The organism is Priestia sp. D3YE.R1 (genome assembly GCF_049199565.1).
In the GTDB taxonomy this organism is placed as follows: Bacteria; Bacillota; Bacilli; order Bacillales; family Bacillaceae_H; genus Priestia; species Priestia aryabhattai.
This window is the reverse complement of record NZ_JBLTHW010000007.1, coordinates 82,585-108,226: the sequence shown is the minus strand read 5'-3', so window position 1 is coordinate 108,226 and position 25,642 is coordinate 82,585. Positions and strand designations below refer to the sequence as shown.

The 25,642-nt window shown below is 37.8% G+C and carries 30 protein-coding genes; 15 read left to right on the top strand and 15 right to left on the bottom strand.

Going from position 1 to position 25,642, the window contains the following annotated elements; all coding sequences use genetic code 11:
* Positions 1-16: 16 nt before the first annotated feature.
* Positions 17-571: a PadR family transcriptional regulator gene (locus ACOZIR_RS25650; protein WP_045292396.1), complete on the bottom strand. Its 555-nt coding sequence runs from the start codon at positions 569-571 to the stop codon at positions 17-19.
* Positions 572-824: 253 nt separating this feature from the next.
* Between ACOZIR_RS25650 and serC the strand changes: the two genes are divergently transcribed.
* The 4 genes from serC (at position 825) to ACOZIR_RS25630 (ending at position 4,232) form a co-directional block, all read left to right on the top strand.
* Complete coding sequence (serC, locus tag ACOZIR_RS25645; protein WP_411305880.1) at positions 825-1,922, top strand: 3-phosphoserine/phosphohydroxythreonine transaminase; 1,098 nt, start codon at positions 825-827, stop codon at positions 1,920-1,922.
* Between the two features lie 124 nt (positions 1,923-2,046).
* Positions 2,047-2,577, top strand: coding sequence for a tryptophan transporter (locus ACOZIR_RS25640; protein ID WP_045292399.1), 531 nt, complete (start codon positions 2,047-2,049; stop codon positions 2,575-2,577).
* A 549-nt stretch (positions 2,578-3,126) separates the two neighbouring features.
* Positions 3,127-3,522: a YtxH domain-containing protein gene (locus tag ACOZIR_RS25635; protein WP_045292400.1), complete on the top strand. Its 396-nt coding sequence runs from the start codon at positions 3,127-3,129 to the stop codon at positions 3,520-3,522.
* Positions 3,523-3,635: 113 nt separating this feature from the next.
* The gene (locus ACOZIR_RS25630; RefSeq protein ID WP_014461677.1) at positions 3,636-4,232 is read left to right on the top strand and encodes an HTH-type transcriptional regulator Hpr; all 597 of its coding nucleotides are present in this window, start codon (positions 3,636-3,638) and stop codon (positions 4,230-4,232) included.
* Positions 4,233-4,235: 3 nt separating this feature from the next.
* On the opposite strand, the gene ACOZIR_RS25625 is transcribed toward ACOZIR_RS25630, so the two are convergent.
* Entirely contained in the window at positions 4,236-4,580 is a 345-nt protein-coding gene (locus tag ACOZIR_RS25625) for a DUF1878 family protein (RefSeq protein ID WP_013055313.1), read from the bottom strand.
* A gap of 477 nt (positions 4,581-5,057) precedes the next feature.
* On the opposite strand from ACOZIR_RS25625, the gene ACOZIR_RS25620 reads away from it, so the two are divergent.
* Positions 5,058-5,237, top strand: coding sequence for a hypothetical protein (locus ACOZIR_RS25620; protein ID WP_013055312.1), 180 nt, complete (start codon positions 5,058-5,060; stop codon positions 5,235-5,237).
* Positions 5,238-5,272: 35 nt separating this feature from the next.
* Here the strand turns inward: ACOZIR_RS25620 and ACOZIR_RS25615 are convergent, their stop codons facing one another.
* Both ACOZIR_RS25615 and ACOZIR_RS25610 read right to left on the bottom strand, forming a co-directional pair.
* Positions 5,273-5,368 (bottom strand): YjcZ family sporulation protein, encoded by a 96-nt coding sequence (locus ACOZIR_RS25615; RefSeq protein WP_016762974.1) that lies wholly within the window; start codon positions 5,366-5,368, stop codon positions 5,273-5,275.
* A gap of 36 nt (positions 5,369-5,404) precedes the next feature.
* Entirely contained in the window at positions 5,405-5,494 is a 90-nt protein-coding gene (locus ACOZIR_RS25610) for a YjcZ family sporulation protein (protein ID WP_074682953.1), read from the bottom strand.
* A gap of 307 nt (positions 5,495-5,801) precedes the next feature.
* On the opposite strand from ACOZIR_RS25610, the gene ACOZIR_RS25605 reads away from it, so the two are divergent.
* Positions 5,802-6,725, top strand: a complete 924-nt coding sequence (locus ACOZIR_RS25605; RefSeq protein WP_045292402.1) for a peptidylprolyl isomerase — start codon at positions 5,802-5,804, stop codon at positions 6,723-6,725.
* Positions 6,726-6,767: 42 nt separating this feature from the next.
* Here ACOZIR_RS25605 and ACOZIR_RS25600 read toward each other — a convergent pair whose 3' ends face one another.
* The 4 genes from ACOZIR_RS25600 to ACOZIR_RS25585 form a co-directional block, all read right to left on the bottom strand.
* Positions 6,768-6,950 carry a sporulation YhaL family protein gene (locus tag ACOZIR_RS25600; protein ID WP_013055310.1) on the bottom strand — a complete coding sequence of 61 codons (183 nt, stop codon included), beginning with the start codon at positions 6,948-6,950 and terminating at the stop codon, positions 6,768-6,770.
* 65 nt (positions 6,951-7,015) lie between these two features.
* The gene (gene yhaM, locus ACOZIR_RS25595) at positions 7,016-7,957 is read right to left on the bottom strand and encodes a 3'-5' exoribonuclease YhaM (RefSeq protein WP_013055309.1); all 942 of its coding nucleotides are present in this window, start codon (positions 7,955-7,957) and stop codon (positions 7,016-7,018) included.
* A 491-nt stretch (positions 7,958-8,448) separates the two neighbouring features.
* Positions 8,449-9,702, bottom strand: a complete 1,254-nt coding sequence (locus ACOZIR_RS25590; RefSeq protein WP_045292403.1) for an ABC transporter permease — start codon at positions 9,700-9,702, stop codon at positions 8,449-8,451.
* Positions 9,695-10,594: an ABC transporter ATP-binding protein gene (locus tag ACOZIR_RS25585; protein WP_045292404.1), complete on the bottom strand. Its 900-nt coding sequence runs from the start codon at positions 10,592-10,594 to the stop codon at positions 9,695-9,697. The genes ACOZIR_RS25590 and ACOZIR_RS25585 overlap by 8 nt, the downstream gene beginning before the upstream one ends.
* A gap of 141 nt (positions 10,595-10,735) precedes the next feature.
* Here ACOZIR_RS25585 and ACOZIR_RS25580 point away from each other — a divergent pair, with 141 nt between their 5' ends.
* The gene (locus tag ACOZIR_RS25580) at positions 10,736-10,921 is read left to right on the top strand and encodes a YhzD family protein (protein ID WP_028412560.1); all 186 of its coding nucleotides are present in this window, start codon (positions 10,736-10,738) and stop codon (positions 10,919-10,921) included.
* A gap of 40 nt (positions 10,922-10,961) precedes the next feature.
* On the opposite strand, the gene ACOZIR_RS25575 is transcribed toward ACOZIR_RS25580, so the two are convergent.
* The 6 genes from ACOZIR_RS25575 to ACOZIR_RS25550 form a co-directional block, all read right to left on the bottom strand.
* A complete protein-coding gene (locus tag ACOZIR_RS25575) occupies positions 10,962-11,234 on the bottom strand; it encodes an HU family DNA-binding protein (RefSeq protein ID WP_013055305.1) in 273 nt (90 codons plus the stop codon).
* A gap of 112 nt (positions 11,235-11,346) precedes the next feature.
* Positions 11,347-12,150, bottom strand: coding sequence for an enoyl-CoA hydratase (locus ACOZIR_RS25570; protein ID WP_071277723.1), 804 nt, complete (start codon positions 12,148-12,150; stop codon positions 11,347-11,349).
* A 5-nt stretch (positions 12,151-12,155) separates the two neighbouring features.
* On the bottom strand, positions 12,156-13,769 hold the full coding sequence (locus ACOZIR_RS25565; RefSeq protein WP_045292409.1) for a long-chain fatty acid--CoA ligase: 1,614 nt from the start codon (positions 13,767-13,769) through the stop codon (positions 12,156-12,158).
* 115 nt (positions 13,770-13,884) lie between these two features.
* Entirely contained in the window at positions 13,885-15,387 is a 1,503-nt protein-coding gene (locus tag ACOZIR_RS25560) for a coproporphyrinogen III oxidase (RefSeq protein WP_328120085.1), read from the bottom strand.
* 445 nt (positions 15,388-15,832) lie between these two features.
* Positions 15,833-16,711, bottom strand: coding sequence for a Cof-type HAD-IIB family hydrolase (locus tag ACOZIR_RS25555; RefSeq protein ID WP_013055300.1), 879 nt, complete (start codon positions 16,709-16,711; stop codon positions 15,833-15,835).
* 180 nt (positions 16,712-16,891) lie between these two features.
* Complete coding sequence (locus tag ACOZIR_RS25550) at positions 16,892-17,242, bottom strand: YlbF family regulator (protein WP_045292411.1); 351 nt, start codon at positions 17,240-17,242, stop codon at positions 16,892-16,894.
* Positions 17,243-17,429: 187 nt separating this feature from the next.
* Between ACOZIR_RS25550 and ACOZIR_RS25545 the strand changes: the two genes are divergently transcribed.
* The 7 genes from ACOZIR_RS25545 to ACOZIR_RS25515 all read left to right on the top strand — a co-directional run bounded on the left by ACOZIR_RS25545 (position 17,430) and on the right by ACOZIR_RS25515 (position 24,820).
* The gene (locus tag ACOZIR_RS25545) at positions 17,430-18,776 is read left to right on the top strand and encodes a YheC/YheD family protein (RefSeq protein ID WP_045292413.1); all 1,347 of its coding nucleotides are present in this window, start codon (positions 17,430-17,432) and stop codon (positions 18,774-18,776) included.
* On the top strand, positions 18,773-19,852 hold the full coding sequence (locus tag ACOZIR_RS25540) for a YheC/YheD family protein (RefSeq protein WP_045292414.1): 1,080 nt from the start codon (positions 18,773-18,775) through the stop codon (positions 19,850-19,852). Before ACOZIR_RS25545 ends, ACOZIR_RS25540 begins: the two co-directional genes overlap by 4 nt.
* Positions 19,853-19,856: 4 nt before the next feature.
* Positions 19,857-21,206, top strand: coding sequence for a YheC/YheD family protein (locus tag ACOZIR_RS25535; protein ID WP_421536020.1), 1,350 nt, complete (start codon positions 19,857-19,859; stop codon positions 21,204-21,206).
* Complete coding sequence (locus ACOZIR_RS25530) at positions 21,203-22,363, top strand: YheC/YheD family protein (protein WP_045292418.1); 1,161 nt, start codon at positions 21,203-21,205, stop codon at positions 22,361-22,363. The genes ACOZIR_RS25535 and ACOZIR_RS25530 overlap by 4 nt, the downstream gene beginning before the upstream one ends.
* Before the next feature lie 66 nt (positions 22,364-22,429).
* The gene (locus ACOZIR_RS25525; protein WP_013055294.1) at positions 22,430-22,639 is read left to right on the top strand and encodes a YheE family protein; all 210 of its coding nucleotides are present in this window, start codon (positions 22,430-22,432) and stop codon (positions 22,637-22,639) included.
* A gap of 29 nt (positions 22,640-22,668) precedes the next feature.
* Positions 22,669-23,571 (top strand): PucR family transcriptional regulator, encoded by a 903-nt coding sequence (locus tag ACOZIR_RS25520; protein ID WP_045292419.1) that lies wholly within the window; start codon positions 22,669-22,671, stop codon positions 23,569-23,571.
* 139 nt (positions 23,572-23,710) lie between these two features.
* Positions 23,711-24,820, top strand: coding sequence for an ABC transporter ATP-binding protein (locus ACOZIR_RS25515; protein ID WP_013055292.1), 1,110 nt, complete (start codon positions 23,711-23,713; stop codon positions 24,818-24,820).
* Between the two features lie 24 nt (positions 24,821-24,844).
* Here ACOZIR_RS25515 and ACOZIR_RS25510 read toward each other — a convergent pair whose 3' ends face one another.
* Positions 24,845-25,087 carry a hypothetical protein gene (locus tag ACOZIR_RS25510; RefSeq protein WP_045292421.1) on the bottom strand — a complete coding sequence of 81 codons (243 nt, stop codon included), beginning with the start codon at positions 25,085-25,087 and terminating at the stop codon, positions 24,845-24,847.
* Positions 25,088-25,380: 293 nt separating this feature from the next.
* On the opposite strand from ACOZIR_RS25510, the gene ACOZIR_RS25505 reads away from it, so the two are divergent.
* Complete coding sequence (locus ACOZIR_RS25505) at positions 25,381-25,599, top strand: alpha/beta-type small acid-soluble spore protein (protein ID WP_013055290.1); 219 nt, start codon at positions 25,381-25,383, stop codon at positions 25,597-25,599.
* The last annotated feature ends 43 nt before the right edge of the window (positions 25,600-25,642 follow it).

The window sequence follows — 25,642 nt, the reverse complement described above, 5'->3', positions numbered from 1 at the left end:
ATCTGCTCACCTTTTCTTATTGTTCTTTTTCAATTAAATTCAGCGTACGTTCAAGCCAATTGATATAGCTTGTCTCCCGGTCTTGAGCGCGAGATAGCACCAAGTAATGACCAAATTGAGGAGAAGAAACGGTAATGTGGTGATTAACTTCTTCTAAAAGGTCATCCATTCGTTTCTTTAAGAAAGTAAGCTTCACTTTCCTGCTTGATAATTGATTATCTATTTGTTGCTTTAACTCTTCTATTGACATGGATGAAGCAAAATAAGCTTTTAACATAAATTCATCTTTAGTTGTTTCAGGAATAGGATCAATTGTAGTAAGCCACTTGCTTAGCTCGACTCTTCCTTCTTCCGTTATCGAATACATCTTTTTTTCTAATTTTTTGCCTTGAATCACCGTTTCATAGCGAATAAATCCTTCTTCTGTTAATCGCTTTAGCTCGGGATAAATCTGGCTGTGTTTAGCGCTCCAAAAATTACCAACCTCTTCTTTAAAAAGTCTGGTAATGTCATACCCGCTGAGCTCCTCCTGATTTAAGAGCCCTAATATTGCATATTTTAATACTCTCATTCTGTTCCTCCACATTATTTCTTCCATCAGTATAGCATATAAACATTTCATTTACATGTTTGCCAAAACATGTTTACGTATACTTTTTATTTATCTTTTTTCTATTATTTCCTCTTTACAGATTAATTTAAATTTTTGAAAAGTTACCTCCACAATCCATGGTTTTCATGATAGTATAATGATATTCTTTCTGACATCAGTCATTAGCCATTTTGTATGATGAGTGTTCGAACTAATTTGAGGAGGAATTAATGTGATTACGTTAAACCGAGCTTATAATTTTAATGCAGGTCCATCTGCGCTTCCCCTACCTGTCTTACAACTTGCTCAAGAGGAGCTAGTTAATTTCAAAAATACAGGTATGTCTGTGATGGAATTATCACATCGCAGCAAAGAGTTTGAAGATGTATTAACACATGCTAAAGAAACACTAACGGAATTGCTTAATATTCCAGATACACATGAAATTTTATTCCTGCAGGGCGGAGCAAGCCTGCAATTCTCTATGATTCCAATGAACTTTTTAGCTCCTGATCAAGTCGGGGCATATGTGCTAACGGGATCATGGTCGGAAAAAGCATTAAAAGAAGCAAAGAAACTTGGAAAAACAGCAGTTGTTGCTTCTACTAAAGAAGAGAACTACCGCTCTATTCCAGCTTTAGATGATGTAAAGCTTCCAAAAGAAGAGATTGGATACTTGCATATCACGTCCAACAATACTATTTTTGGTACACAATGGGCTGACTACCCTTCTATTGAAGGAGTAGACTTAATTGCCGACATGTCAAGCGACATTCTTTGCCGTCAAATTGATGTATCTAAGTTCTCACTCATTTATGCTGGTGCTCAGAAAAACCTCGGACCATCCGGTGTCACGGTTGTCATTTTGAAGAAAGAATTACTTGAACGTATTCCTGAAGGTTTACCAACAATGCTGAATTATGAGACACACGTAAAGAGCAACTCTCTTTACAACACTCCTCCAACGTTTGGCATTTATATGCTTTCACTTGTTTTAGATTGGATTAAAGAACAAGGCGGCGTTAAAGCAATTGAAGCCCAAAATCATAAAAAAGCTAAGTTACTCTACACAAGCATGGAACGTTCAAATGGTTTCTATACCCCTCACGCTACAGAGGAAAGCCGATCAATTATGAACGTAACGTTTACTTTACCAACCGATGAGTTAACCGCTGCGTTTTTACAGCAAGCAAAAGAAAAAGGCTTCGTAGGATTAGCTGGACACCGTTCAATCGGCGGATGCCGCGCTTCTATTTACAATGCTGTACCGCTTGAAGCGTGTGAAGCTCTTGCCGTCTTTATGGATGAATTTGCACAGGCAAACGAATAATTGGCAGAATTAACTGATTCTTTTTTCACATAAATATGTTATAATCAGTACGTAAATATATGCAATGGGCATAGACGCACTATTGGTATATTTCGAGCTTAGCTTAGAAGAGGAGAGATGAGAAATGAATACAAAAGTTTTAGTTTCTTTAGCGTTATTAGTCGGAATTGGAGCGGTTCTCCACACGGTGGTACCTCCTGTTTTATTTGGAATGAAGCCAGATATGATGTTAACAATGATGTTTTTAGCAATCCTGTTGTTTCCTAGCGTAAAAAATGTTGCATTGGTTAGCTTAACCACAGCGGTTATTTCCGCTTTAACAACAAGCTTTCCTGGCGGACAAATTGCAAACTTGATTGATAAACCAATTACAGCATTTGTTTTCTTTGCATTGTTTATGCTTGTGAAAAAAGCAACAGGCATTAAAACACCAGTTGCCGCTGCTTTAACAGCTGTTGGTACACTCGTATCAGGAACCGTATTCTTGTCAGCTGCCGCGCTAATCGTCGGCTTACCGGGCGGAAATAGCGTCATGGCACTTGTTGCTGCAGTTGTATTACCTGCGACAGTAGTGAATACAATCGTTATGATCGTTATTTATCCAATTGTTCAATCCGTTCTAAAACGCACAAGCATCAAAGCAAAACTATCGTAACGTCAAGAGCCTGATTTAATTAAGAATCAGGCTCTTTTTTTACACCAAAAGCTAAGGCCCGCCAAAACGTGGCGGACCTTCAGATAAAACGGTTTATTTATAGTATGTTGCTGATCTTTTAAAGACAGCCTACAGTTCGACTCTTAACTTTTTGTTTAAAAAGAAATGGTACAGGATGCTTTTCACTTAAATTTCATTTGCAGCTCATACAATAGGTATGAAGACTTACTATGTAATAAAGGTTTAAGTTCCCCATCCTAGGTTACATAATAAAGTATAAGCGCCAATAAAAAACTCGCAAAAGCCACTGTCGCACATGTAAGAGACTTCTGTTTAAGCACATGTTTAGGTGGATATGATGCCGTTCTAGTCGTAAGGCTAAACCATTTAAAGGCAGCCAGAAAAAAACTCAGGCTAATCATCAAAAGAATGAATAAAGCTATCCCATGTTGATAACCTCCTTCTTTTGTATAAATCTATGCTATTTTTTTATGATTATGTCAGAAGGAAGTGTTAGCAATTACTTTACTACATAGGAGGAAATAAATAATGAGTAGAATGAAAAAACTAGCAGCTGGAGCAGCAATCGGAAGCACCGTAGCCGCTATTACAACGCTTCTAATTACTCCCTATTCAGGACGAGAACTTAAACAGCGTGTCAGTTCTCGAAAAGACCGAGTTAACGCTTCACAACAAGAGCTTTCAACAAAAATAAAAGCTGTTTCTCAACAAGTACAAATGACCGCCAGAGAAGGAAATACTATAGTGAAAAATATCGCAAATGACCTTTCTACTACCCTTGGTCAGTTTAAAGAAGAAATTGTCCCTCATAAGGAATCCATTCAGCATCACTTGAAAGAAATCCAAAATTCTTTGTCAAACCTAGAGGAACATGTACAGACAACTAAAAATACCAATGAAAAAATTGACAAAAAAGAAGGTTAAAGCGCCTTCTTTTTTAATTTTTTAAAATTTTGTAAATTTACATCTTTATAATTTTTTATTTTATTGGCATAATAGAAGATAAATAAAAAAAGAGACTAAGTAGGTGGGAGAAGATGAAAAAGACTAGTGATCAAGATTACAGTTTGAAAGAAGCACTTCTATTTAGCCAACGCATTGCCCAATTAAGTAAAGCCCTTTGGAAAACCGTAGAGAAGGATTGGCAGCAATGGATTAAGCCTTATGACCTTAATATTAACGAGCATCATATTTTGTGGATTTCATATCATTTAAATGGGGCTTCCATTTCCGAAATTGCCAAGTTTGGAGTTATGCATGTTTCTACTGCATTTAATTTCTCCAAAAAACTAGAAGAACGAGGTTTACTTGAGTTTTCTAAAAAAGAAAGCGACAAGCGAAATACGTACATTCAGCTGACTGATAAAGGCGAGGCCATTTTACTAGATTTAATGGAACATTACGAACCTTCTAATAATTCAGTATTCAGCGGCGCACTTCCGTTGCGCGACTTATACGGCAAATTCCCTGAGTTTATGGAACTAATGACCGTCATCCGCAAAATTTACGGTGAAGATTTTATGGATATCTTCGAGCGATCTTTCCATCATATCGAAGAGGAATTCACTGAAGAAGATGGCAAGCTTGTCAAGAAAGATAAAGAGAACCACCAGGAGACTATTTCAAACTCTTAATGGTTAGTCCCTTATCCATTGAATAATTTCAAAAAATTCATTCATCACATCTTGATAAGAAGGTTGATAACGAAGCGATTCGACCGTCTCTCTAGGATTTAACTTATAATTCAGCATGCCAACAAATTGTGTAAGAAGCGGAACAAAGTCTGTTAGACCTTCCGCTTTTTGCTCAATATATTCGTTTTTTGTATCTTCACACAGAATTAAAATTTCCTCTACTTCCTTCTTTGTAAGCTGATTTCTTACCACTAAATCAATAAATGGTTTAGCTTCTTGTTCAGATGTCCCAGATAACAGTTTTATGTAATATTCTAAACGTGATACTCGAGATTCTAAAGTTTCCATCCGCTTCCCCTACTCCTTCAACGTTCATATACCTCTACTCCATATTGTACATGATTCATTCATGTTCTTCCAAATAATTCTTTCTTCGTCAATCACATTTCCTGTTTGAGTAGCACCGTATAAAGATTTTCATATACTGATTATGTACTCACTGCATATATTAATATAAATCCCTCTGTCCTTTTTAACAATCCTTTTGCACAATGGCTCATTGTTACTCATTTTCTTATCCATTCACTTTGCTATTTTGTTTAAAACCTATTTCTCAACTTCTTAACTACCCTTTATAAAATAAAAACCGCATTTCTGTGTAAATACCTTTTGAAATTCTTTGCTCAACTGTATATATAACTATCTATTTTACCGCTTTTTTGGTAATGTTAATATAGATATTTGTAAATTCATACAAAGCTGTACTATATAAATGACTATAAGACTTTTTGTCTTCGTCACACTGATTTTGTTAGGGGGATTTTTATGTACATATTCTTTATTGTATTTGCACTATTCATTTTATTCTACATCAATGCACTAACAAATACATTGTGTATTCAAAAAGAAATTCCAGCTGAAAAACAGCCTAAAGTTTTTCGTACGATTAATGTATTAATTACCATTTTATTAGTTTCATCTTATATTGAAGTATCATTTACATAAAAAACGGTGAGATGTCTCACCGCTTTTTTATAGGCTTAGCAAAAACAGCTAGCGCCGATAATAACTAATAAGATGAATAATACGACTAATAGCGCAAATCCACTGCCGTATCCGCATCCGTAAGAACCCATATCTATCGCCCCTTTCCTTTTATATTCATCTGTTTCCTAGTGGTAACATGCACAACCAACAATGACTAATAAGATAAACAGTACAACTAATAGTGCAAAACCGCCTCCATATCCGCATCCGCTCATTTGAGCACCCCCTTTGTTTACTAATACTGCATCTTATGCATTAGCTCAAAAAACGTCTAGGCTTTTAGCCCAAACTCCATAATTTATTTCTCTTGCTTCTCGTTTAGAGAGTACTCTGCGAGTTTGTCCACCATTTTGAAAACGCTTTATAAAAAAGACGTCATAAGCGTATAATCACTCCATCCTTAGTGGAAAATAAATGTAAATTTACGTGGTTTTAACTTCATTTGCTAACATCAGGAAATGTGATATAGTAAATCTTGAGTCAAGCTACATAAGTAAAAATGATGAGTAGGAGTGTTTACGTATGAAAAAAAGCTTAGTTGCACTAACAACGGCAGCCAGTCTCGTTGCTTTATCAGCATGCAGTGGTGGAAGTGATGCTTCAAATGCAAACGATTCTTCAAAAGTAATTGTAGAAACAAAAGCAGGCAATATCACGCAAGGTGATTTGTATAAGCAAATGAAAGATACAATCGGACAAGACCAATTTAATACACTCGTACGAAGCGTTACCGAAGAAAAAGTATTGAGTAAAAAATATAAAGTAACGGATAAAGAGCTTGATCAGCAGTTGAACATTCTAAGAGAACAATACGGTGATCAGGTTGATTCAGTTATTAAGCAAAAAGGCGAAAAAGAAGTCAAAGATATGCTAAAAGTTGATATTCTCCGTGAAAAAGCTGCTACAGCAGGTATTAAGGTATCGGACAAAGAACTGAAAAAAGCTTATGATGAATATAAAGCTCAAAAACCTCAAATTCGCGCAAGCCATATTTTAGTAAAAGACGAAAAAACAGCAAACGAAGTGGAAGCGAAAGTCAAAAAAGGCGAGGACTTTGCTAGTCTGGCAAAAGAATATTCAACGGATCAGCAGTCTGCAGCTAACGGCGGCGACTTAGGCTACTTCGGTGAAGGCCAAATGGTTAAAGAGTTTGAAGAAGCGGCTTACAAGCTGAAAAAAGGTGAAGTAAGTAAACCAATCAAAACAGAATACGGCTACCATATCATTAAACTAGTTGATAAAAAGAAAGTAGAATCGTTTGAGAAAAAGAAACCCGAACTTGAGCAGCAAATCAAACGTTCAAAAGTAGATCAAGCAGAAGCGAACAAGAAGATTCAAAAAGAACTTGATAAAGCAAAAGTGGAAGTCAAAGATAAAAATGTAAAACCAATTTTCGAAGAAGGTGCGACAGATAGTCAATCTGGCGTAGAAACTCCTCAGCAGTAATGCTAAGAGCCTGTCACTCATGTGACAGGCTCTTTTATATAATCAGATGGAATCGCTGTTGCGTCTTTCTTTTTCCACTTGCATTCTTTCGATGAAAACTTGTCCCTCTTTTTCAATAAACGAATCATCCACTTGCTTATCATGTTGCGCAGCACGAATTGCCATAAATCCACTAAAGAAAATGCCTGCTACAACTAAATAAATCCAAATTGGTAGTGTCACCATATATTGATCCCCCATCACAGTTATTTACAACCACTATATGCGAAGGAAGAAAGACTTATACCTTTTTAATCAATCGTTGGTTTATAAAATGAGCGATTATCAAGTGCAAAAATACGCTCTGTAAATTCACCAGGCTTTACTTTTGTTAATGCTCGGTCTAGCATATTCATTTTAGCGTCTACATTGTCAATCAAATGAAGCATCTCAGCTTCTTTAATTAACGGCTTTTTCGGACTTCCCCACTCTTCCTTACCATGATGCGATAACACAAGGTGCTGAAGAAGCATAACCTCTTCTCCTTCAATCGCTAATTCTTCTGCCGCTTTTCCAATTTCATTCACCATAATCGAAATATGGCCAAGCAAGTTCCCTTCGACTGTATATATCGTCGAAACAGGACCTGAAAGTTCAAATACTTTACCAAGGTCATGAAGAATCACTCCAGCGTACAGCAAGTCGCGGTTTAAGCTTGGGTAAAGGGTTGAAAATGACTCAGCCAGCTTTAGCATAGACACCACATGGTAGGCAAGTCCTGATACAAACTCATGGTGATTTTTAGTTGCTGCCGGATATTCTAGAAATTCCGTTTGATATTTTTTAAACAAATGGCGAGTAATGCGCTGGACATTCGAATTTTTCATTTCGAATATACTCTTTGTAATATGTTCGACCATTTCTTCTTGAGATAAAGGCGCCACTTCTAAAAAGTCAGATGTGCGCACTCCGTCTTGGGGCTGTGCAGGACGAATGTTGCGTATTTTCAGCTGGTTGCGCCCACGGTAATTCATTACTTCTCCAGCAGCTCGCACAATCTTTTGAGCAGCATAATTTTCCTCGTCATCTGGGGATGCATCCCACAGCTTGGCTTCAATATCACCTGTTTTATCCTGTAGGATTACCGTTAAAAATGGCTTTCCATTGCTTGCAATTCCTCTCGTTGAGGATTTAATTAAAAAATAAAGATCAACTTGCTCTCCTACTTCGTATTGAGCAATTCCTTTTGTCATGATCTTTTCCTCCTTACCACTTCATTCTATGTATTTGATAGCAAAGCTCTTATCGCTTCGTCCGCTTATTTACAGCTCTTTACATTTCATTTTACCATCGCTTGGCACCGAATGCACGGGTAGACGCTTTTTCATAAAAGATGAGATTGCGGCATAACAAAATCAATGCAGCCTAAAGACGAACAAATTGGATAAAGGAGCTGAACTTCTTGAGACACCGCTGTTGATTTCCGTGCAAGACTTCGCTTTCCGCGGGAGGCAGCTGAGCCTCCTCGTCGCTTCCGCTCCTGCGAGGTCTCACCTATTCCGCTTTTCCCGCAGGAATCTTCGTCTTGCTCTCCAATACGCAGCTAGAAGCAACTCCATGCATGAAAACTATGGTCACCATAGCAATAAAAAATCCGAACGAGTTGGATTCTCCATCAAGAATCTAGGTTGTTCGTCCGGATCTTCCTTCAGCTAAACTACTTTTGTCTCACCCTCTGACTTCTTTACGTTTCTTTTTTCGTTAACTGCAGCGCCTTTTTAATATCTTTAAAAGAGGTGGATTGACCATACATAAGGACTCCTCCTTTATATACACGGGCACCAAATATAGCTAAAGCAGTAATCGTTACAACTAAAATCCCTATCGATACACTCACTTCCCAGACTGGAACATTTAACATACCTACACGCAAAAACATAATCATCGGAGCAAAAAACGGGATAAAAGATGTGACCGTAATGATTGTGGTTTCAGGATCACCAAGTCCAAACATAGCAATTAAAAAAGCAGCCACAATTACAAGGGTCATGGGCGTAATCATTTGCTGTACGTCTTCAATACGGCTCACAAGAGAACCTAAAAAAGCCGCGAGCGTAGCAAAAAGAAAGTACCCTAATATGAAAAAGACAAATGCATACACGAATGTAGTCAGCGGAACATCATTAAATCCGAGATACGAAAAGATGCCGTTATGATTTGTTTCCACACTGGCTTTTAATGATGTGTAGCCCACGCTCAGTATCACTGCAAGTTGTGTTAAGCTGAGCAGTGCAATTCCAATGATTTTAGCAAACATTTGTGTAATAGGTGATACGCTCGATACAAGGATCTCCATAACGCGGGATGATTTTTCAGTAGCGACTTCCATCGCAATCATGCTCCCATACATGATAACGGCAAAATAAATAACAAACAGCAGCACATACACAAGACCTCTTGCTTGATTTAGCTCTTGTTCTGTTTTGGCATTTTCAACTAACGCTTCTTTTTTAAATGAAACAGGGCTGTAAAGCTGATCAATTTGCTTTTCTTCTAAACCGATTTTTACTGTAGCCATAGCCACTTTTGTTTGCTGTACCGCCTGTTCTAAGGTAGACGAAAGATTTGACTCGGCCAAAGAGTTAGCTTTGTACATAGCTTGAGGCAGCTGCTTATCGTTTAAAGATAAAAGTAAATAGCTATCGAGCTGCCCGCTTTTTACCGCTTGCTTTGCCTTAGACTCAGACGTAAATTCTTTTAAATGAATGTCTTTATCCATGGCATTTACATTTTGTTTGAACAACGTATATACGCTTTCCACTTCATAGATGACACCCACATTTGTGCCATTATCGTCTGAATTAAAAACGTCGATAATTTTCTCCATATTTGTAAGAGCAACTAGAATAAGAGCAGTAATAATCGTCGTAATAATAAAAGATTTTGTTTTTAATTTATTAAGATATGTATGAAAAACGATCACCCAAAATTTATTCATAGGAAGCACCTACCTTTTCAATGAAAATATCATTTAATGAAGGCTCTTCCACTGCAAATTTAGATACAAATGAAAAGTGTTTAAGTTCTTGAAAAATGAATTGCGATACGGATTCATGTTGAATTTGAACAATTATGCCTTCAACCGTTTTTTTCACTTTTACAACACCTTCAAGCTCCGTAATTCTCTCAAACGGACCTTTTCCGTGTACAATGACATTTTTCTTGCCAAATGAACGCTTAATCTCCGGCAGTCTTCCATATACAACAGGCGTACCATGATGCATAATACATAAATATTCACAAAGTTCTTCCACATGTTCCATTCGATGACTTGAAAAAACAATCGTCGTTCCGCGCTTTTTCAAATCAAGTACCGCTTCTTTTAGTACCTCTACGTTTACAGGGTCCAAGCCGCTAAAAGGTTCATCTAAAATAAGCAGCTCAGGACGATGAATAACGGAAGCGATAAATTGAATTTTTTGCTGATTTCCTTTGGATAGCTCTTCTACTTTTTTTGAAGCATATTGAGGAATATTAAATCGAGTTAACCAGCGCTCCATTTCTTGCAGCACGTTCGCTTTTTTCATCCCGCGCAGCCGTCCTAGGTAAACAAGCTGATCTTTGACTTTTAATTTCGGATATAATCCCCTTTCTTCTGGAAGGTAACCAACTAGATGACTTCTACTGTAAGTTAAAGATTTATCATTCCACTGGATGTGACCTGAGGTTGGTTCAATGAGCCCTAAAATCATTCGAAACGTCGTTGTTTTGCCAGCACCGTTTGCACCTAAAAAACCAAACACTTCACCTTTTGGAATTTGCAAAGATAGTTCGTTTACAGCTGTAAATTCACCGTACCTTTTTGAAACTTCACGGATAGAAAGAGACATTTAATTCCTCCTTTGTAAATAAACCTATGTTTATTGTATGGAAAAAAATGATATCTGTAAACCTTAGCAGGATTTAGAGGAATAAGACGAGAAATATGTTGAATACGCTTACAATTATACTATAAGAGGAGAGTAGATTTTATGAGTACTTATACATTAACCGCTTTTGAAAAGACTGGAGAAAAATTAATAGATGAAAGTTTCGAAGCAGCTTCTGAAACAGAAGCAAAGACTATCGGCACCAAAAAGTTAGAAGAGCTTGCCTATTTAGAAAAAACACATCGATGCGTTAGCTCTAGCGGAAAACTTGTATTATTTCATCGTTAATACAAAACGCCGGAAAGGTTTAGCTTTCCGGCGTTTTATATTACTTTACAGCTTCTTTTAGTTCTTTACCAGCTTTAAATGCCGGTACTTTTGATGCTGGAATTTGCATTTCTTCACCCGTTTGAGGGTTACGGCCTGTACGAGCAGCACGCTCGCGTACTTCAAATGTACCGAAGCCGATTAACTGAATTTTTTCACCTTCACCTAGTGTTGATGAAATTGTTTCTAGTAATGCGTCAACTGCTTTAGATGCATCTGCTTTTGTTAACTCTGATTTTGTTGCCACTGCGTTTACTAAATCTGTTTTGTTCATTTCCAATCACCTCATTAGTTTCTACATTATCTTGTGTTACCACTGTTTTGCAACTTTTAAACATGCTCTATCAATATGATAGACAAAAATACTGGCTTTTAAACTAGTTCACTTAATTTTCGGAAATATCTTTTTCACTTTGATTAAAAACAGGCGCTCGCTTTTCCAGAAACGCACGTACACCTTCCTTATGATCCAAACTTTGGCTCATAGCAAACTGACTTCTTTTCTCAAGCGCAAGCACTTGCTTTAATTGTGAAATAGATGTCTCCACATAAATTCGCTTTGTTTCCTTCAAAGCACGTGAAGGTTTTTTTAGCCAATATGAGAGATAATCTTCTACATGCTTCGCCAAATCTCCTTCTTTTATTTCATCAATTAGGCCAAATTGATGAGCTTCCTCTGCTTTTAATGTCTTTCCTTCCCAAATCAGCTGTTTCGCACGATGAGAACCGATGCGCTTTTCTAGTAAAAAGTGACCGCCTCCATCTGGAATTAGAGCAATGCCGATAAAGTTCATCGCAATTTTTGTGTGTCTTTCTGCAATAATATAATCAGAAGCAAGCGCGATGCTGAGCCCTAGCCCTGCTGCCGCACCGTGCAGCACACTTATCGTCATTTGAGGCAGGCTGTATAAAGTCAGCACGGCTTCATTAATCAAATCCATTACCTGCTCAAAACGTTTTGATTGTGAAGGTGACATCATCATATTAATATCTCCGCCTGCTGAAAATACCTTTCCGTTTCCCTTTACTATTAAAAAATCTGCTTCGCTTTCTTCGACAACTTTTAAACATTGTATAAACTGCTCTAGCACTTCCTCGTTTAATGCGTTTAACGCATCCGGCCTGTTAAACGAAATTGTGGCGACGCGCTCTTGCAAAACTAGTTCTACTACTTTTAATTCGACGGTCATCTTACTCACCCTTTCTGATAATGATTGACGACTTGTTCACGAAGCGTACGTTTTAAGAACTTTCCTACCGTTGTCTTCGGGATTTCATCCATAAATAAAATTTCATCTGGAAGCCACCATTTTGCGAACTGCGGCGCTAAAAATTTGATTAGCTCTTCTGACGAAACGACACCTTTATATGCATCTTTTAACACGACACAAGCAACTGGACGCTCTTGCCACACCTTATGAGGGACTGCTATGACACAGGCTTCGAAAACAGCTTCATGGGCAATAAGCGCGTTTTCTAGATCAACAGATGAAATCCATTCTCCTCCGCTTTTAATTAAATCTTTTGTTCGGTCTACAATTTTGATCGTTCCCTCTTCGTCAACCGTCACAATATCTCCCGTATACAGCCAGCCGTCTTTAAACGTATCTTCTGTTCTTTTATCCTTGTAATATTCAGAAGCCACCCACGGCCCCTTTAGTAATAGCTCACCCATTTCCACTCCATCCCAAGCAACTTCTCCATTTTGACCTATTACTTTCATTTCTACGCCAGGAACTAAGAAACCTTGCTTCGCTTTTACGCTGAGCTGATACTCAGTGTCTTCGCTGTACTGATAGCTTTTTAAGCGGGAGACGGTCACCACAGGGCTCGTTTCCGTCATTCCGTATGCATGCATAAATTCAATTTTATATTTTTCCTGAAATTCTCGAATGACGCTTTTGGGGGCCGCTGATCCGCCGCATAAAATAGCTCGCAAACTATCAACTGCGTAAGGTTTTTTTTCTAACTCTTGTAAAAAATTTAACCAAACGGTAGGTACTGCTGCTGCAAGAGTTACTCTCTCTTGTTCAATCAGAGAAGCAATCGTCTCCGAAGTACAAAAAGCACCCGGCAGCACGAGCTTTGTTCCAAACCAGACCGCAGCAAAAGGAATTCCCCATGCGTTTACGTGAAACATTGGAACGATAGGCATAGCGGTATCAGCTTCTGATAATCCAGCACTATCAGCAAGCCCTAGCGCCATACAGTGCAAATAAATAGCGCGATGAGAATATACAACGCCCTTTGGCTCTCCTGTAGTAGCAGAGGTATAACAAAGGCCTGCTGGTTCTTCTTCGCTTAAATCTTGAACAAAGGAATGCGATGCATGCCCTTGTTGAATCCAATTTTCGTAATGATAAACTGGCAAGTCTGTTTCTGGCAGCTCACCTTCATCTGACATAATGATATAGGCTTCAACATGTGGAAGCTTTTGATGAATGCTTTCAAATAAAGGTAAAAAGCATTCATCAAGTAAAATGACTTTATCGCGTGCATGGTTAATGATGTATACAATTTGCTCAGAATCTAACCGAATATTAATTGTGTGAAGAACAGCGCCTATTCCCGGCACAGCAAAATAAGCCTCTAGATGTCTATGATGATTCCATGCAAACGTTCCGACTCTTTCTCCTCGCTTCACTCCAATTCGTTCTAGCATACTAGAGAGCTGCCGAGTCCGTTTTATTAACTGATTATAAGTTAAACGCTGAATTCCTTTTGAAGATTTAGAAACCACTTCTTTTTTACCAAACAGCTTTTCAGCTCTTTCCATCATAGATGGTACGGTTAACTGTACATTCATCATTAAGCGGCACCTCGCATCGTCATAATAAGAAAACGCTTACAACTTTTTTATATATTCAACAGATTCCGACATTTCCCTGCTGAAAATAAAAAAAGATCACTAAAAAGTGACCTTTTTATTTCTTAAACAATTCACCTAAAATCTTGAGTTTCTCTTGTGTGTAGTGCTCGAATCCATCGTTGTACGATTTTGGATCTTTTGGATTCGCAAACCTTGTAATAATTCCTGTTTCTGGATGCACGAACTTACTGGATGCCCCGCACCCAAGGCCAATAATCGTCTGCTTTTCTTCCATGATCATAATATTGTACAGACTCTCCTGACCAGGGAATGAATATCCAACGTTCTCTAAATTACCTAAAATATTTTTTTGGCGATATAAGTAATAAGGTTCATATCCTTGTTCTTGAGTCCACTCAGTCGCTAAATCCATCATTTTACCAATTTCATAGCGATCTGCTACTTTGTATTTCCGTTTATTTTGAGTCATTTCAGACGCGCGTTTAAACGATAGCGTATGAACAGTTAAAGATTCAGGAAGCAATTTTTTAGACTCGTCTAGCGTATGCTGAAATTCTTCTACACCTTCATTTGGAAGCCCAATAATTAAGTCCATGTTAATGTTATTCATCCCCATTTTCCGAGAAAGATGAAATTTATCAATCGTTTCTTCAACTGTATGATGACGTCCAATAGCTTTTAAGGTTTCTTGAATATAAGACTGTGGATTTACACTAATCCGGTCAATATTCCATTTGTTCAAAACAGCTAGCTTTTCTTCCGTAATCGTATCAGGTCTTCCTGCTTCTACCGTAATTTCACGGATATTTTGTACATCCGGGAACGATTCATACATCTCTTCATACAGCATGTCCATTTCTTCAGCGGTAATGCTCGTTGGTGTGCCTCCGCCATAATAGACGGTTGTAATCTTGACGTTATTGTCTTTTAACCATTTTCCTACTTCACGCATCTCATAATGCAAGCCGCCTAAAAATGACGTAACGGATCCTTGACGTCCGTTAATCGCATAGGCTGGGAATGTACAGTATGCACACTTCGTCGGACAAAACGGAATGCCTATATAAATGCTTACCTCGTTCTTTAACTCATGTAAATCAGGAATAGCTGCTAGTTGACGATCCACAATATGCTGCATTAAATTAATTTTGTCATCGGTGATTAAATATTCTTCCTTTAGCTCACGATGTGCCTGTTCTTTACTTTTGCCTGACTGCAGTTTCATATGAAGCAGTTTCGTCGGACGTATACCAGTTAAAATACCCCATTTTTGAACAATGTTTGTATACTCCTGTAACACAGATAAGTAGACGCGAAGCACTACATTTTTTATTTGCTTAAATTTTTCTTTTTCTGTTTCATACAGCGTAAATGATTTAGAAAGCTCTTCTGTAAACACCTTGTCCGTTGCAGCATCATGCAGCACTGCTTTCGCATAAATTTCTTCATGAACTTTTAGCTCTACTTCGACCTTCAGCTGAGCTTCGTTATCATCCTCAAAGGAGACGTTGCTTTCTTCAAAAAACAAATCTGAAATTCGGTGAAGCGGACGTAAAAAACGCTCATCTTCTATACCTTTTATATAAATGTTCAATATAATCACCTTTCAAATCAATTCTATCTAAGTAATCAGTTTACAAAACCTACGTATGTCCGGTCAAGGTGCTCAGCTCAAGGGAATACGCGAACAGGAAACAAACGGAAAAAGAGATTGAGCCATAATTACATTAATTCAATCTAAGGACGAACAAATGGGATAAATGAGCTCATATGAATTGCTTGTTACACCTCTGTTGGTTTCCGTGCAAGGCTTTGCTTTCCGCTGGCGGCCGATAAGCCTCCTCATCGCTTGCCCTTTTCCCTCAGGAGTCTTCGCCTTGCCCTCTAATCAACAGCTAGAAGCACCTACATATATGAAACCTACGTTCACCCTACCAATAAAAAAATCCGAACGAATTGGATTCTCTATCAGGAATCTTGATTCATCGTTCGGATCTTCCTTCGACTAAACTACTTTTGTCCTAGCTTCTTTTTTACTTTATTTACTTTAAACGAAAGCTGTCAATTTGATGAAGATAACCGAGGCGCTGCTGCTTTCTAAATAATTCTTTCACCATATAGGCTACACCATTTTCATTATTAGAACGAGTAACCCAATCCGCAAGCATTTTTAATTCAGTTGGTGAATTGCCCATGGCCACACCCATTCCCGCATGTTCAATCGTTTCTAAATCATCATAACAATTTCCAATTGCCACCACATCTTCCATTGGTATCCCTAGACGATTTGCTACATAACGAACGCCGGCAGCTTTTGTGGCTCCTTTTGGCGTAATATAACATCTATTTTCATTTGGATACGAAAACCATTCAATATCCGGAACTGCACTAGCAATTGTTTGCTCAGCGTATTCTTTTTCTCTACGATCTGCAAAATACACTTCTATTTTTGGCGTAGAAACAGGTTCATCACGAAGCGTATCTCCTAATGAATCTACGAACTGCACGGGATAAAAGAGCGGTTCTCCCGTTTTCAACACGCTTTTAGCTACAATATTGTTAGGAAGCTTTACACGATTTCCAATTGAAAACCTTTCATGTAAAATGCGGACATGACAATTAAAATTTTCAAAAAGCTGAATGAGATTAAATGTTTTTTCCTCGCTAATTCTCTTATCTAGTATCGGTTTGTCTATCGATGTTCCGATAAAGGCACCGCTATGAGTAATGAGCATTGCAGGATGAACTTTAAGTGACCGAGCAATTTTTTTAGCAGACGGAAAATGCCTGTTTGTTACTAATGTAACGTAAACCCCTTTATTTTTCACAAATTGAATTGCGTCTTTCGTTTCTTTTGTAACGCGCCCTTGGCTATTTAAAATGGTTCCATCAATATTCAACGCTAGCAATCGATAAGCCATATGAGAACCCCTTCTTTCATAGATGTCTAATCCGTTAGGATACGGTTATAAATGACCTTTTCATGATAGTCGGCATGTGTAGCCTTGTTACTAAGCTTATGAGCAGAACTGCACAATTAGAAGAAATTTCCGCATAAAAAAAAGAGGAAAAGATTTCTCTTTTCCTCTTTTCCCTATCTCTTATTCAGCCGCACCGTAAAGTTCTTCAAGTGGCTTCATGATAATTTTGTTTAATTCACCAATTACCATGCTCATACGTTGCTCAGCTTCCATTAGCTTCGCGATATTTTGATCTTGTTGAACGATTGCAACTGTTTGTTGAGCTTGCTGAACTTCTTCTTCAGTGATCTCTTGGCCCATCATTTGCTTTTGTTGCAGCTCCATTTGCATTGTACGGAAACGCTCAAATAATTGTTTTGAACCTTGATCAGCGTTTACTGCTGCATATAAGTTTTTTAAGTTTGTGTAATCGTCGCTGTGACGAATTGCTTTTTCTAAATCATTTGCTACATCATGTAAATTTACAGACACGTTAAGTTCCTCCTAATTAAGTTCTATAATTTCTTGACTTCCCTAACTATAACAAATTATTATATAAAATTCAGCTTAAGACCTTTATTTTCTCAGAAAACGATAAATTCTCTTCACGGATTGGGCTAATTCCTCATAGTATATATCAGCATTCGCCTACTAAAGGAAAGAAAAAGAGGATTCGTTTATGAATACTTTTACCATTTCTCTAAAACCACTAGAGAACCATATGAGCGACGACATTTACATTAGTTCTGCTCTGTTCTCACGTGTGAAATGCAAGCATGAGTTTACATTAACAGTAGGCTCCATTACGAAAGAAGTCAAAGCCACTGTTTTTCAACATCGAGAATGCTGCTTCATGATGTCAGAAACTCTATTTACAGACTTTCGTTTTCCGTATGAAACGCATCAGCTGAGAGGCATTTATGAAGAGAATACGTTTAGGCTGGGACCCGTGATTAGCATCGTAACAGAAGTTCGAGAAGATGAAGAACCCTTTGGCAGCATTTCTGTATTTTGTAAGGAATTTGTTCAAGCTTGCAAGGAGTTAGGGTGTTTTTGCTACGTGAGCAAATTGAGCGACTTGAAGTCATTGTCACCTAAAGGATATGTTTATCGCGCTGATCGATGGGTTTATTCAGACGTTCCCTTTCCTGGAATCGTACACAACCGGATTCATGCCAGGAAAACCGAGCAAAGCGCTGATTTTCAAACCTTTAAAACATTTTTAAAAGAGCATGACGTTCCTTTCTTTAACGCACGCTACTTAAATAAATGGACGGTTTTTCAACAGCTTAAAGATGTCGTACACTTGCTTCCATATTTGCCAAAAACGTATCAGCTTCGTTCACGTCAAGATCTTCTTGACGCTTTGGAACTTCATGACGATGTTTTTCTGAAGCCTGTTCATGGTAGCCAAGGAAAAAATATTTTTAAAATTTCAAAGAAAGAGAAGTATATTTTAGACTATACAACGTTTACGCAGACGTATGAAAAAGAATATGAATCTCTCTATGACTTATTTGAAACGCTTTATAGTCAATTAAAAAGGCAAGGGTTTCTCATCCAAGAAGGAATTTCACTGCAGGCATACAAACAGTGCCCTTTTGATTTCCGCATTCTCTGTCATAAAAAAGACGACTTGACGTGGAAAATCACGTCCATTGTCACACGTGTATCAAAACCCGGCAATTTCGTCTCAAATCTTGCCCGTGGAGGAGATATTCATCCTCCTCAGCAAGTTTTAACTCAGCTCTATGATTCAAAAACTACGCGCCATATCCTTTCACTTTTAAAAGAGATTGCGATTGAAATTTGCACACAGCTTTCTCACCCGTCTGAACTTTATGCAGAATTTGGTATTGATTTAGCAATCGATCAAGAAGGAAAGCCTTGGATTATTGAAGTAAATGTCAAACCTTCCAAACAATTAGATTCAAGCGCTTTCTCTGTTCGTCCCTCAACAAAAGCACTGCTTGATTATTGTCTGCATGCAACGAATTTTCAATTTGCCAAGGAGGATTTACGATGATTTCATTAGGCTTTTTAACGATTCACCCACAGCAAGAAGTGGAGTACGTAACCGAAATTGCTAAACATGCTTCTGAGTTTTCAATTGAAATATACCGTTTTACTCCTTTTAACATTCATCCTAACACCGAAAATATTGAAGGCTTCCGCTACGATTTACAACAAAAAAAATGGATAGAAGATTCCTTTTTACTTCCTTCGTTTATTTACGATCGCTGCTTTTATAGAAAAGACTCGCTGTCTAAAAAGGCTCGCCCTATTGTAAACTGGCTTAAGCAGCGGGAAGATGTTACATTTTTAGGCCATGGATTGCCCAATAAGCTAGATGTCTATGAAGTAATTAAAAAAGATAGCTATTTATCTTCATATATTCCTCCCACCACTCCAATCGAAAGTGTAGAGCAGCTTGTTCAGCTGCTTCGAACAAACGATAGCCTAATGATTAAGCCTGCCAACGGCTCACAAGGTAAAGGGATTGTGAAATTAAGACAGCGCGGACGTGAAATTGAAGCTTCTTATCAACAAAATGACATTGTAAACACCATTCTATTTTCCTCTTTTCAGGAGTTTAAGAACTGGTTTACGAAAACGACCCGTGATGTATTGTATATTGCTCAGCCCCATATTTCATTTTTCCCTTACGAACGCACTCCTTTTGATATAAGACTGCTATTACAAAAAGGAAACGATGGTGCTTGGAAAGAAATTGGAAGAGGACTTAGACAAGGTGAACGGGACTCCATCGTAACAAATGTAAGTTCAGGAGCCTCTATTGTACCTTTTGAGAACTTGCTGCCTCGCATCCCTCGCGTTCACCGTCAATATGTAATGGATGAAATCAACACCATTTGTAAAACGATTCCGTCCGTGCTGGAAAATCATTTTCCTTCTCTTTTTGAATTAGGTATTGATTTATGTATCTCGAGAGACTTCAGCATCTGGATTCTAGATGTAAATTCGAAACCGGGAAGAAAAATAGTAATGGAGACAGCCCCTGAACAAAAAGAAGTCATGTATAAAAATGTCCTGTCTTACTGCGTCTATTTAGCTAACACACTATCGTATCGTAAGGAGTAATGCTATGAAAAAAACTCTTACTCGCCTTGTTGTAGTAGAGCAGCTAGGATGCGATCTTTCTGTTCCTGCATCTCTTTACAAAGACTCCTTAAAACAAGCAGCTTTTGGAACAATGACAGCTTCATGCCTTATACAATCTTCAGAACGTGAAGAAATTCAGATTTCAGCTGAGCTAATGACAAAACTGCAAATTCCTTTCGCTCATATGATGCACCCTATTATTGTGAATGAGACCATTCACTTAGGACCTTTAATTGGTGTGCTATCAGCTGGTTTTACTGGTTCTCTGCTGCGGCCAATTGGAAAGCGTTCCCTTCACTTAGCTAAACTTCTTTCCACTGCAAGTATCACAGGGGGACTGCCTTTTATTTTTGGAACCCATCATATCAACTGGGAAACCGGGACCATAAACGGCTATTTTTATGAAGAAAGCGGCTGGACACAGCATGAAGTTCCATTTCCCAATGTTGTATATAATCGTTTGCCAAATCGAAAAACAGAAGGGTTAGCTCCTTTTAAGTTCATTAAAGAAAAGATGATGACTGATTACGGCATTCCATTTTTTAATCCTGATTTTTTCAACAAGTGGGAAATTCATGAGCTTTTAAAACTGAACGAGCAGACAGCTTATTTGTTACCTTACACGGTTGAAAGTCCTTCGTGTGAGCAAATAAAAAAACTTCTACTTCTTCATCAAACTGTTTATTTAAAACCGAAAAACGGAAGCTTAGGCCGCGGCATTTATACACTATCTTTTAAAGATTCCATGTACACGCTGACTTACAAAGGAGAAAAAGGTCTTCATGTTCAAGAAAAAGAAACCTTAGAGGAGTTATTATCAGAATTTGAATATTTACTTACTAATCCTTCTTACATTGCTCAGCAAGGTATTTCATTAATCAAAAAAGAAAAGCGCTGTGTAGACTTTCGCGTGCATACGAATAAAGACGGGAATAACCAATGGGTGCTTACTGCTCTAGCTGCTAAAGTAGCCGGTCCCAACAGCATCACTACGCATCTTGATTACGGCGGAGAAATTGAAGCTACAGCCAAAATATTCACCAACCCTTCTTACAAAAAAGAAATTGAAAATAAGCTAAAAGATGCCGCTATCTCAATTAGTCATGTGCTTGAACAGGAATTGAACGGATTAATTGGAGAGCTTGGATTCGATTTTGGAGTGGATTATCAAGGAAACGTGTGGCTGTTTGAAGCTAACTCTAAACCCGGTCGCTCTATTTTTTCACACTCTGCCTTACGAAAAGCGGATCAACACACTAGAAAACTTTCTCTAGAATATGCGATTTACTTATCTGGATACTATCTAAATACACCTGAAGGCATCAGCATATGATTACAATTTACTATCACAAAGAAAAGCAGCAGTGGTTTCATAATAACCCTTCAGCATCTTACACATGGGGAGTTCAAGAAATTGAACTTCCCTTTACTCAAAACATTTCTTCTACTCAAGCTTTTCTTCGTTTAAAAGGAGAAAAAGCAGGTCCTATTGTGGGAGTTTTAACGAACAAAGCTGTTTTAGAAAAACTGAATGTAAAACAGCGTCCTTTATTAGAACTCTTACATCATACCCTGCAAAAGAAAGGCGGGCTTCTTGCTTTATTCGCTGAAGAAACAATGTCTCATCACTTCTTTGAAGGGTATTGCTTTGACCGTGCAAAAAAGCAGTGGATCAAAACAACTTTGCCGCTGCCAAACGTTATATATAATCGTTATCCAGGAAGAAAATCAGAAACCAAAAAGCTGACATCTTTACACCAAAAAATAAAAAGCAGGCACATCCCCCTTTTTAATTCCGCTTTCTTTTCAAAATGGAAAGTCTATCAGTTATTTTCAAAGGATCCACTACTATCTTCTTACCTTCCTAAAACCTATCGTTTAACACCAGAAATTGATATTGCTAAGCTTCTGCAAAAACACTCTTCCCTTTATTTTAAGCCTATTAACAGCAGTAAAGGCGCTGGAATTTTTCGATTATCTTCCGATAAGCATACAATTACTTATCAAGATCATACTCGCAAAGAAGAATTTTCTTCTTTACAAGCAATTGACCTTCCCAGATCTGCTTATCTCATTCAAGAAGCAATTGAGACGCAGCCATTCAAAGACCGGCGCTATGACTTACGTATTTTAGCGCATCACAAAGATAGTGGATATGTTATTAGCGGCGTCGGTATTCGACATAGTCCCTATCAATCCATTACAACACATACGTTAAACGGCGGAAGCATTTCACCTTTTCAAGATCTTGAAGATGAAGTAGATACTTCCTTTCTTTCATCTTTTGTAAATACGTGCGGGCAAGTCCTTCAAAAGTCCTTCCCTCTAGTTGAAGAATTTTCTCTCGATATGGCAAAGTCAGTCCAAGGGCAGTATTATCTGTTTGAAGTGAATGCAAAACCAATGATTTTTGATGAAACAGACATTCAAACGCAAGGTGCTAAACACATATGCAACATATTTTATAAATTAACAAAATTTTTAGATTAAATGATTTTTCATCTCCTTTTCTCATGGTAAGCTTATAATAACTAATTGAGAAAGGAGATTTTCTTTATGGTTTCACATTTTCAGGTTAAACCACTCTATCAAAATAATCGAATGCCGGGCTGGCATATCTCGTTTTATATGAATCGGGTTTATTATGAGGCTGATTATTTAAAAGATGGACAAATTGTATGGAAAACTGCGCTTTCTAATCAAATAGATGAAACACAATTAATTGATTATATTCATGAGCTTATGCTTTTTCACGTTTATGAATAGTAAGCTTTCGCCGAAGGGAACGAGCACAGATGAAACAGCTGCACACACTATTTGGGGATAAAATGATTAAGGCTAAAATCCCTTCTCAATTTGAACGATACAAATGGTTTTCATGTGATGAAGGCTTCATTGGGATTGAACACACGGCTTTATCTCAAAAAGAGCAGGCGTTACTTTCTGCTTTTTTAACGCCTTATGATGAGGAAGTTTCTTTACTGACGCCAGAACAATTGTATTGGTCAAACCTGTTGTTTGAATCACCTGAAAAAGTCATTCACTCTCATCATACGCACCATTCTTTTCGCTTCACCCAGTTTTTAATTAAACGTTTGTTTGAACAAAAAATAGAGTTTGAAAATGCGCTTCACGCCTTGTATTCTACCTCCATCACTGTGTTGTGGATCGATAAACAATCAGGTATCGTTATCGAAACCTTTGATGATCCTAATGACTTAACTGAAAATTTATCAGACTCTATCGAGGTGCTATGTCATGATTTTGAAACTTCAATTCAGTTCTTTGAAGGACAAATTCACTTTTTTCCGTCTTCACCGCAATTAATTTTTGAACGTGAAAAGAAATGGTTTTATCAAATTAAGCATACAGTCGAACAAAAACATGTTATCCATTTTATCGACGTTTTACCCCATTTGGTTCTGCAAGAGTCTTCAAGGGCAATCCAAAACCATATGATACATTTACTTGATTTAGTAAAAGATGATGGAGATCTTTTAGAAACGATTAAAATTTATTTAGAATGTAATTTAAACGTATCTCTTGCTGCTAAGAAATTGTACATGCATCGCAACAGCTTGCAGTATAGAATTGAGAAATTTATTGATCGCACACACCTTGATATCAAACACTTCACAGGAGCTGTGTCTGCTTACTTAGCTATTCTTGCTTTAAAAAATTCGCAGGATGAAAAATAAAATGAAAGGGTTTTCGTAAATAGTGCACGAAAACTCTTTCTTTTTTTTGTGCATGTTTGCCATTTACCGTTTCATAAAAAAAAATTACACTAGAGTTAAGAAAACGGTTTCACAGAATACATACAAGGGGGAAATGGAAATGGCTGAATTACGTTTAGAACATATTTATAAAATGTATGATAAAGATGTGACGGCGGTAAAAGATTTTAACCTTCACATTCAAGATAAAGAATTTATTGTATTTGTTGGGCCTTCAGGCTGCGGGAAATCGACAACGCTTCGTATGGTTGCAGGCCTAGAGGAAATTTCCAAAGGTGATTTTTATATTGACAGCAAGCGTGTAAATGACGTTGCCCCAAAAGATCGCGATATTGCAATGGTATTCCAAAACTACGCATTGTATCCGCATATGAGCGTATATGACAACATGGCTTTTGGCTTAAAACTTCGTAAATTACCAAAAGATGAAATCGACCGCCGCGTAAAAGATGCCGCTCGTATTTTAGGACTTGAGCAATACTTAGAACGCAAACCAAAAGCATTATCCGGCGGACAGCGTCAGCGTGTAGCTCTAGGTCGTGCAATCGTTCGTGATGCTAAGGTCTTCTTAATGGACGAACCTTTATCAAACTTAGACGCGAAATTACGTGTGCAAATGCGTTCTGAAATTGCGAAGCTTCACCAGCGTTTGGGTACAACGACAATTTACGTAACACATGACCAAACCGAAGCAATGACAATGGCTTCTCGGCTAGTTGTTATGAAAGATGGGATTATCCAGCAGGTTGGTACACCAAAAGAAGTATATGAAAAACCTGAAAATGTATTTGTAGGCGGGTTTATTGGTTCTCCTGCTATGAACTTCTTAACCGGAACGTTAAAAGACGGAAAGGTTCAAGTAGGCGATTCTCTTCTTGCAGTTCCGGAAGGTAAAATGAAAATACTTCGCGAGCAAGGATATTTAAACAAACAAATTATTTTAGGCATCCGTCCTGAAGATTTCCATGATGAGCCTGTATTTATTGAATCTTCACCTGGCACAAAAGTTACAATCAAAGTGGATGTATCCGAGTTAATGGGAGCTGAAACCATGCTTTATTCTAAACTTGGCGGACAAGATTTTGTAGCACGCGTAGATTCAAGAACAGATATTAAACCGCTTCAATCTCTAGACTTAGCATTAGATATGAACAAAGCGCATTTCTTTGATGCAGAATCCGAACAGCGCATCCGTGCTGAACACGAATAAAAAAAGACCCCTAGGGGTCTTTTTTTATTCCTGTATTTGCTTCAACTCTTCACTGTGACAAGCAGAGCAGTAAAAGAGATGAATACATTGGTGATTTGCTAAATCACTAGGATACCCATTTTCTACTTTTAACTGATCGATTTCCATGTAAGCACTGTAATCATCAAAATAATCGCTGACTTTTCCCATATCCCCCAGCAGTCCTCCACATGTTTTGCACGTCATTTGTACATCACTAAACCCATTACATAAGGAACAAATCGACATCCGCACACCTCTCTTTACCTGATCAATATGTACCTATAATATGCACGGAATAAAACTCTCTTACTCTTTATCAAACTCCACATAATATTTTCTATAAATTACCAATTAATTTCTATGTATATGTTTTTTTCCCTTTCGCCATAATACTAGTAACAACCGAGCACAACGGCTCGCAAACATTGAGTTACGCCGCGGTAGGCAAGCAGATCTAATCGATGCATCTGCTCGGCTGGTTCAACTCCAGCTAACTCAACCATTACAATCTATTTTATCTAACGAGGAGATGAATACACATGGCAAATTATCAAAACGCATCAAACAGAAATTCATCAAACAAGTTAGTAGCGCCTGGTGCTCAAGCTGCTATCGATCAAATGAAGTTCGAAATCGCTAGTGAGTTTGGTGTAAACTTAGGACCAGATGCAACAGCTCGTGCGAACGGATCTGTTGGTGGCGAAATCACAAAACGTTTAGTACAATTAGCTGAGCAAAACTTAGGCGGCAAGTACTAATATTAACTAATTTCATATTATGGCTTTAGCGCTCCAAGATCTC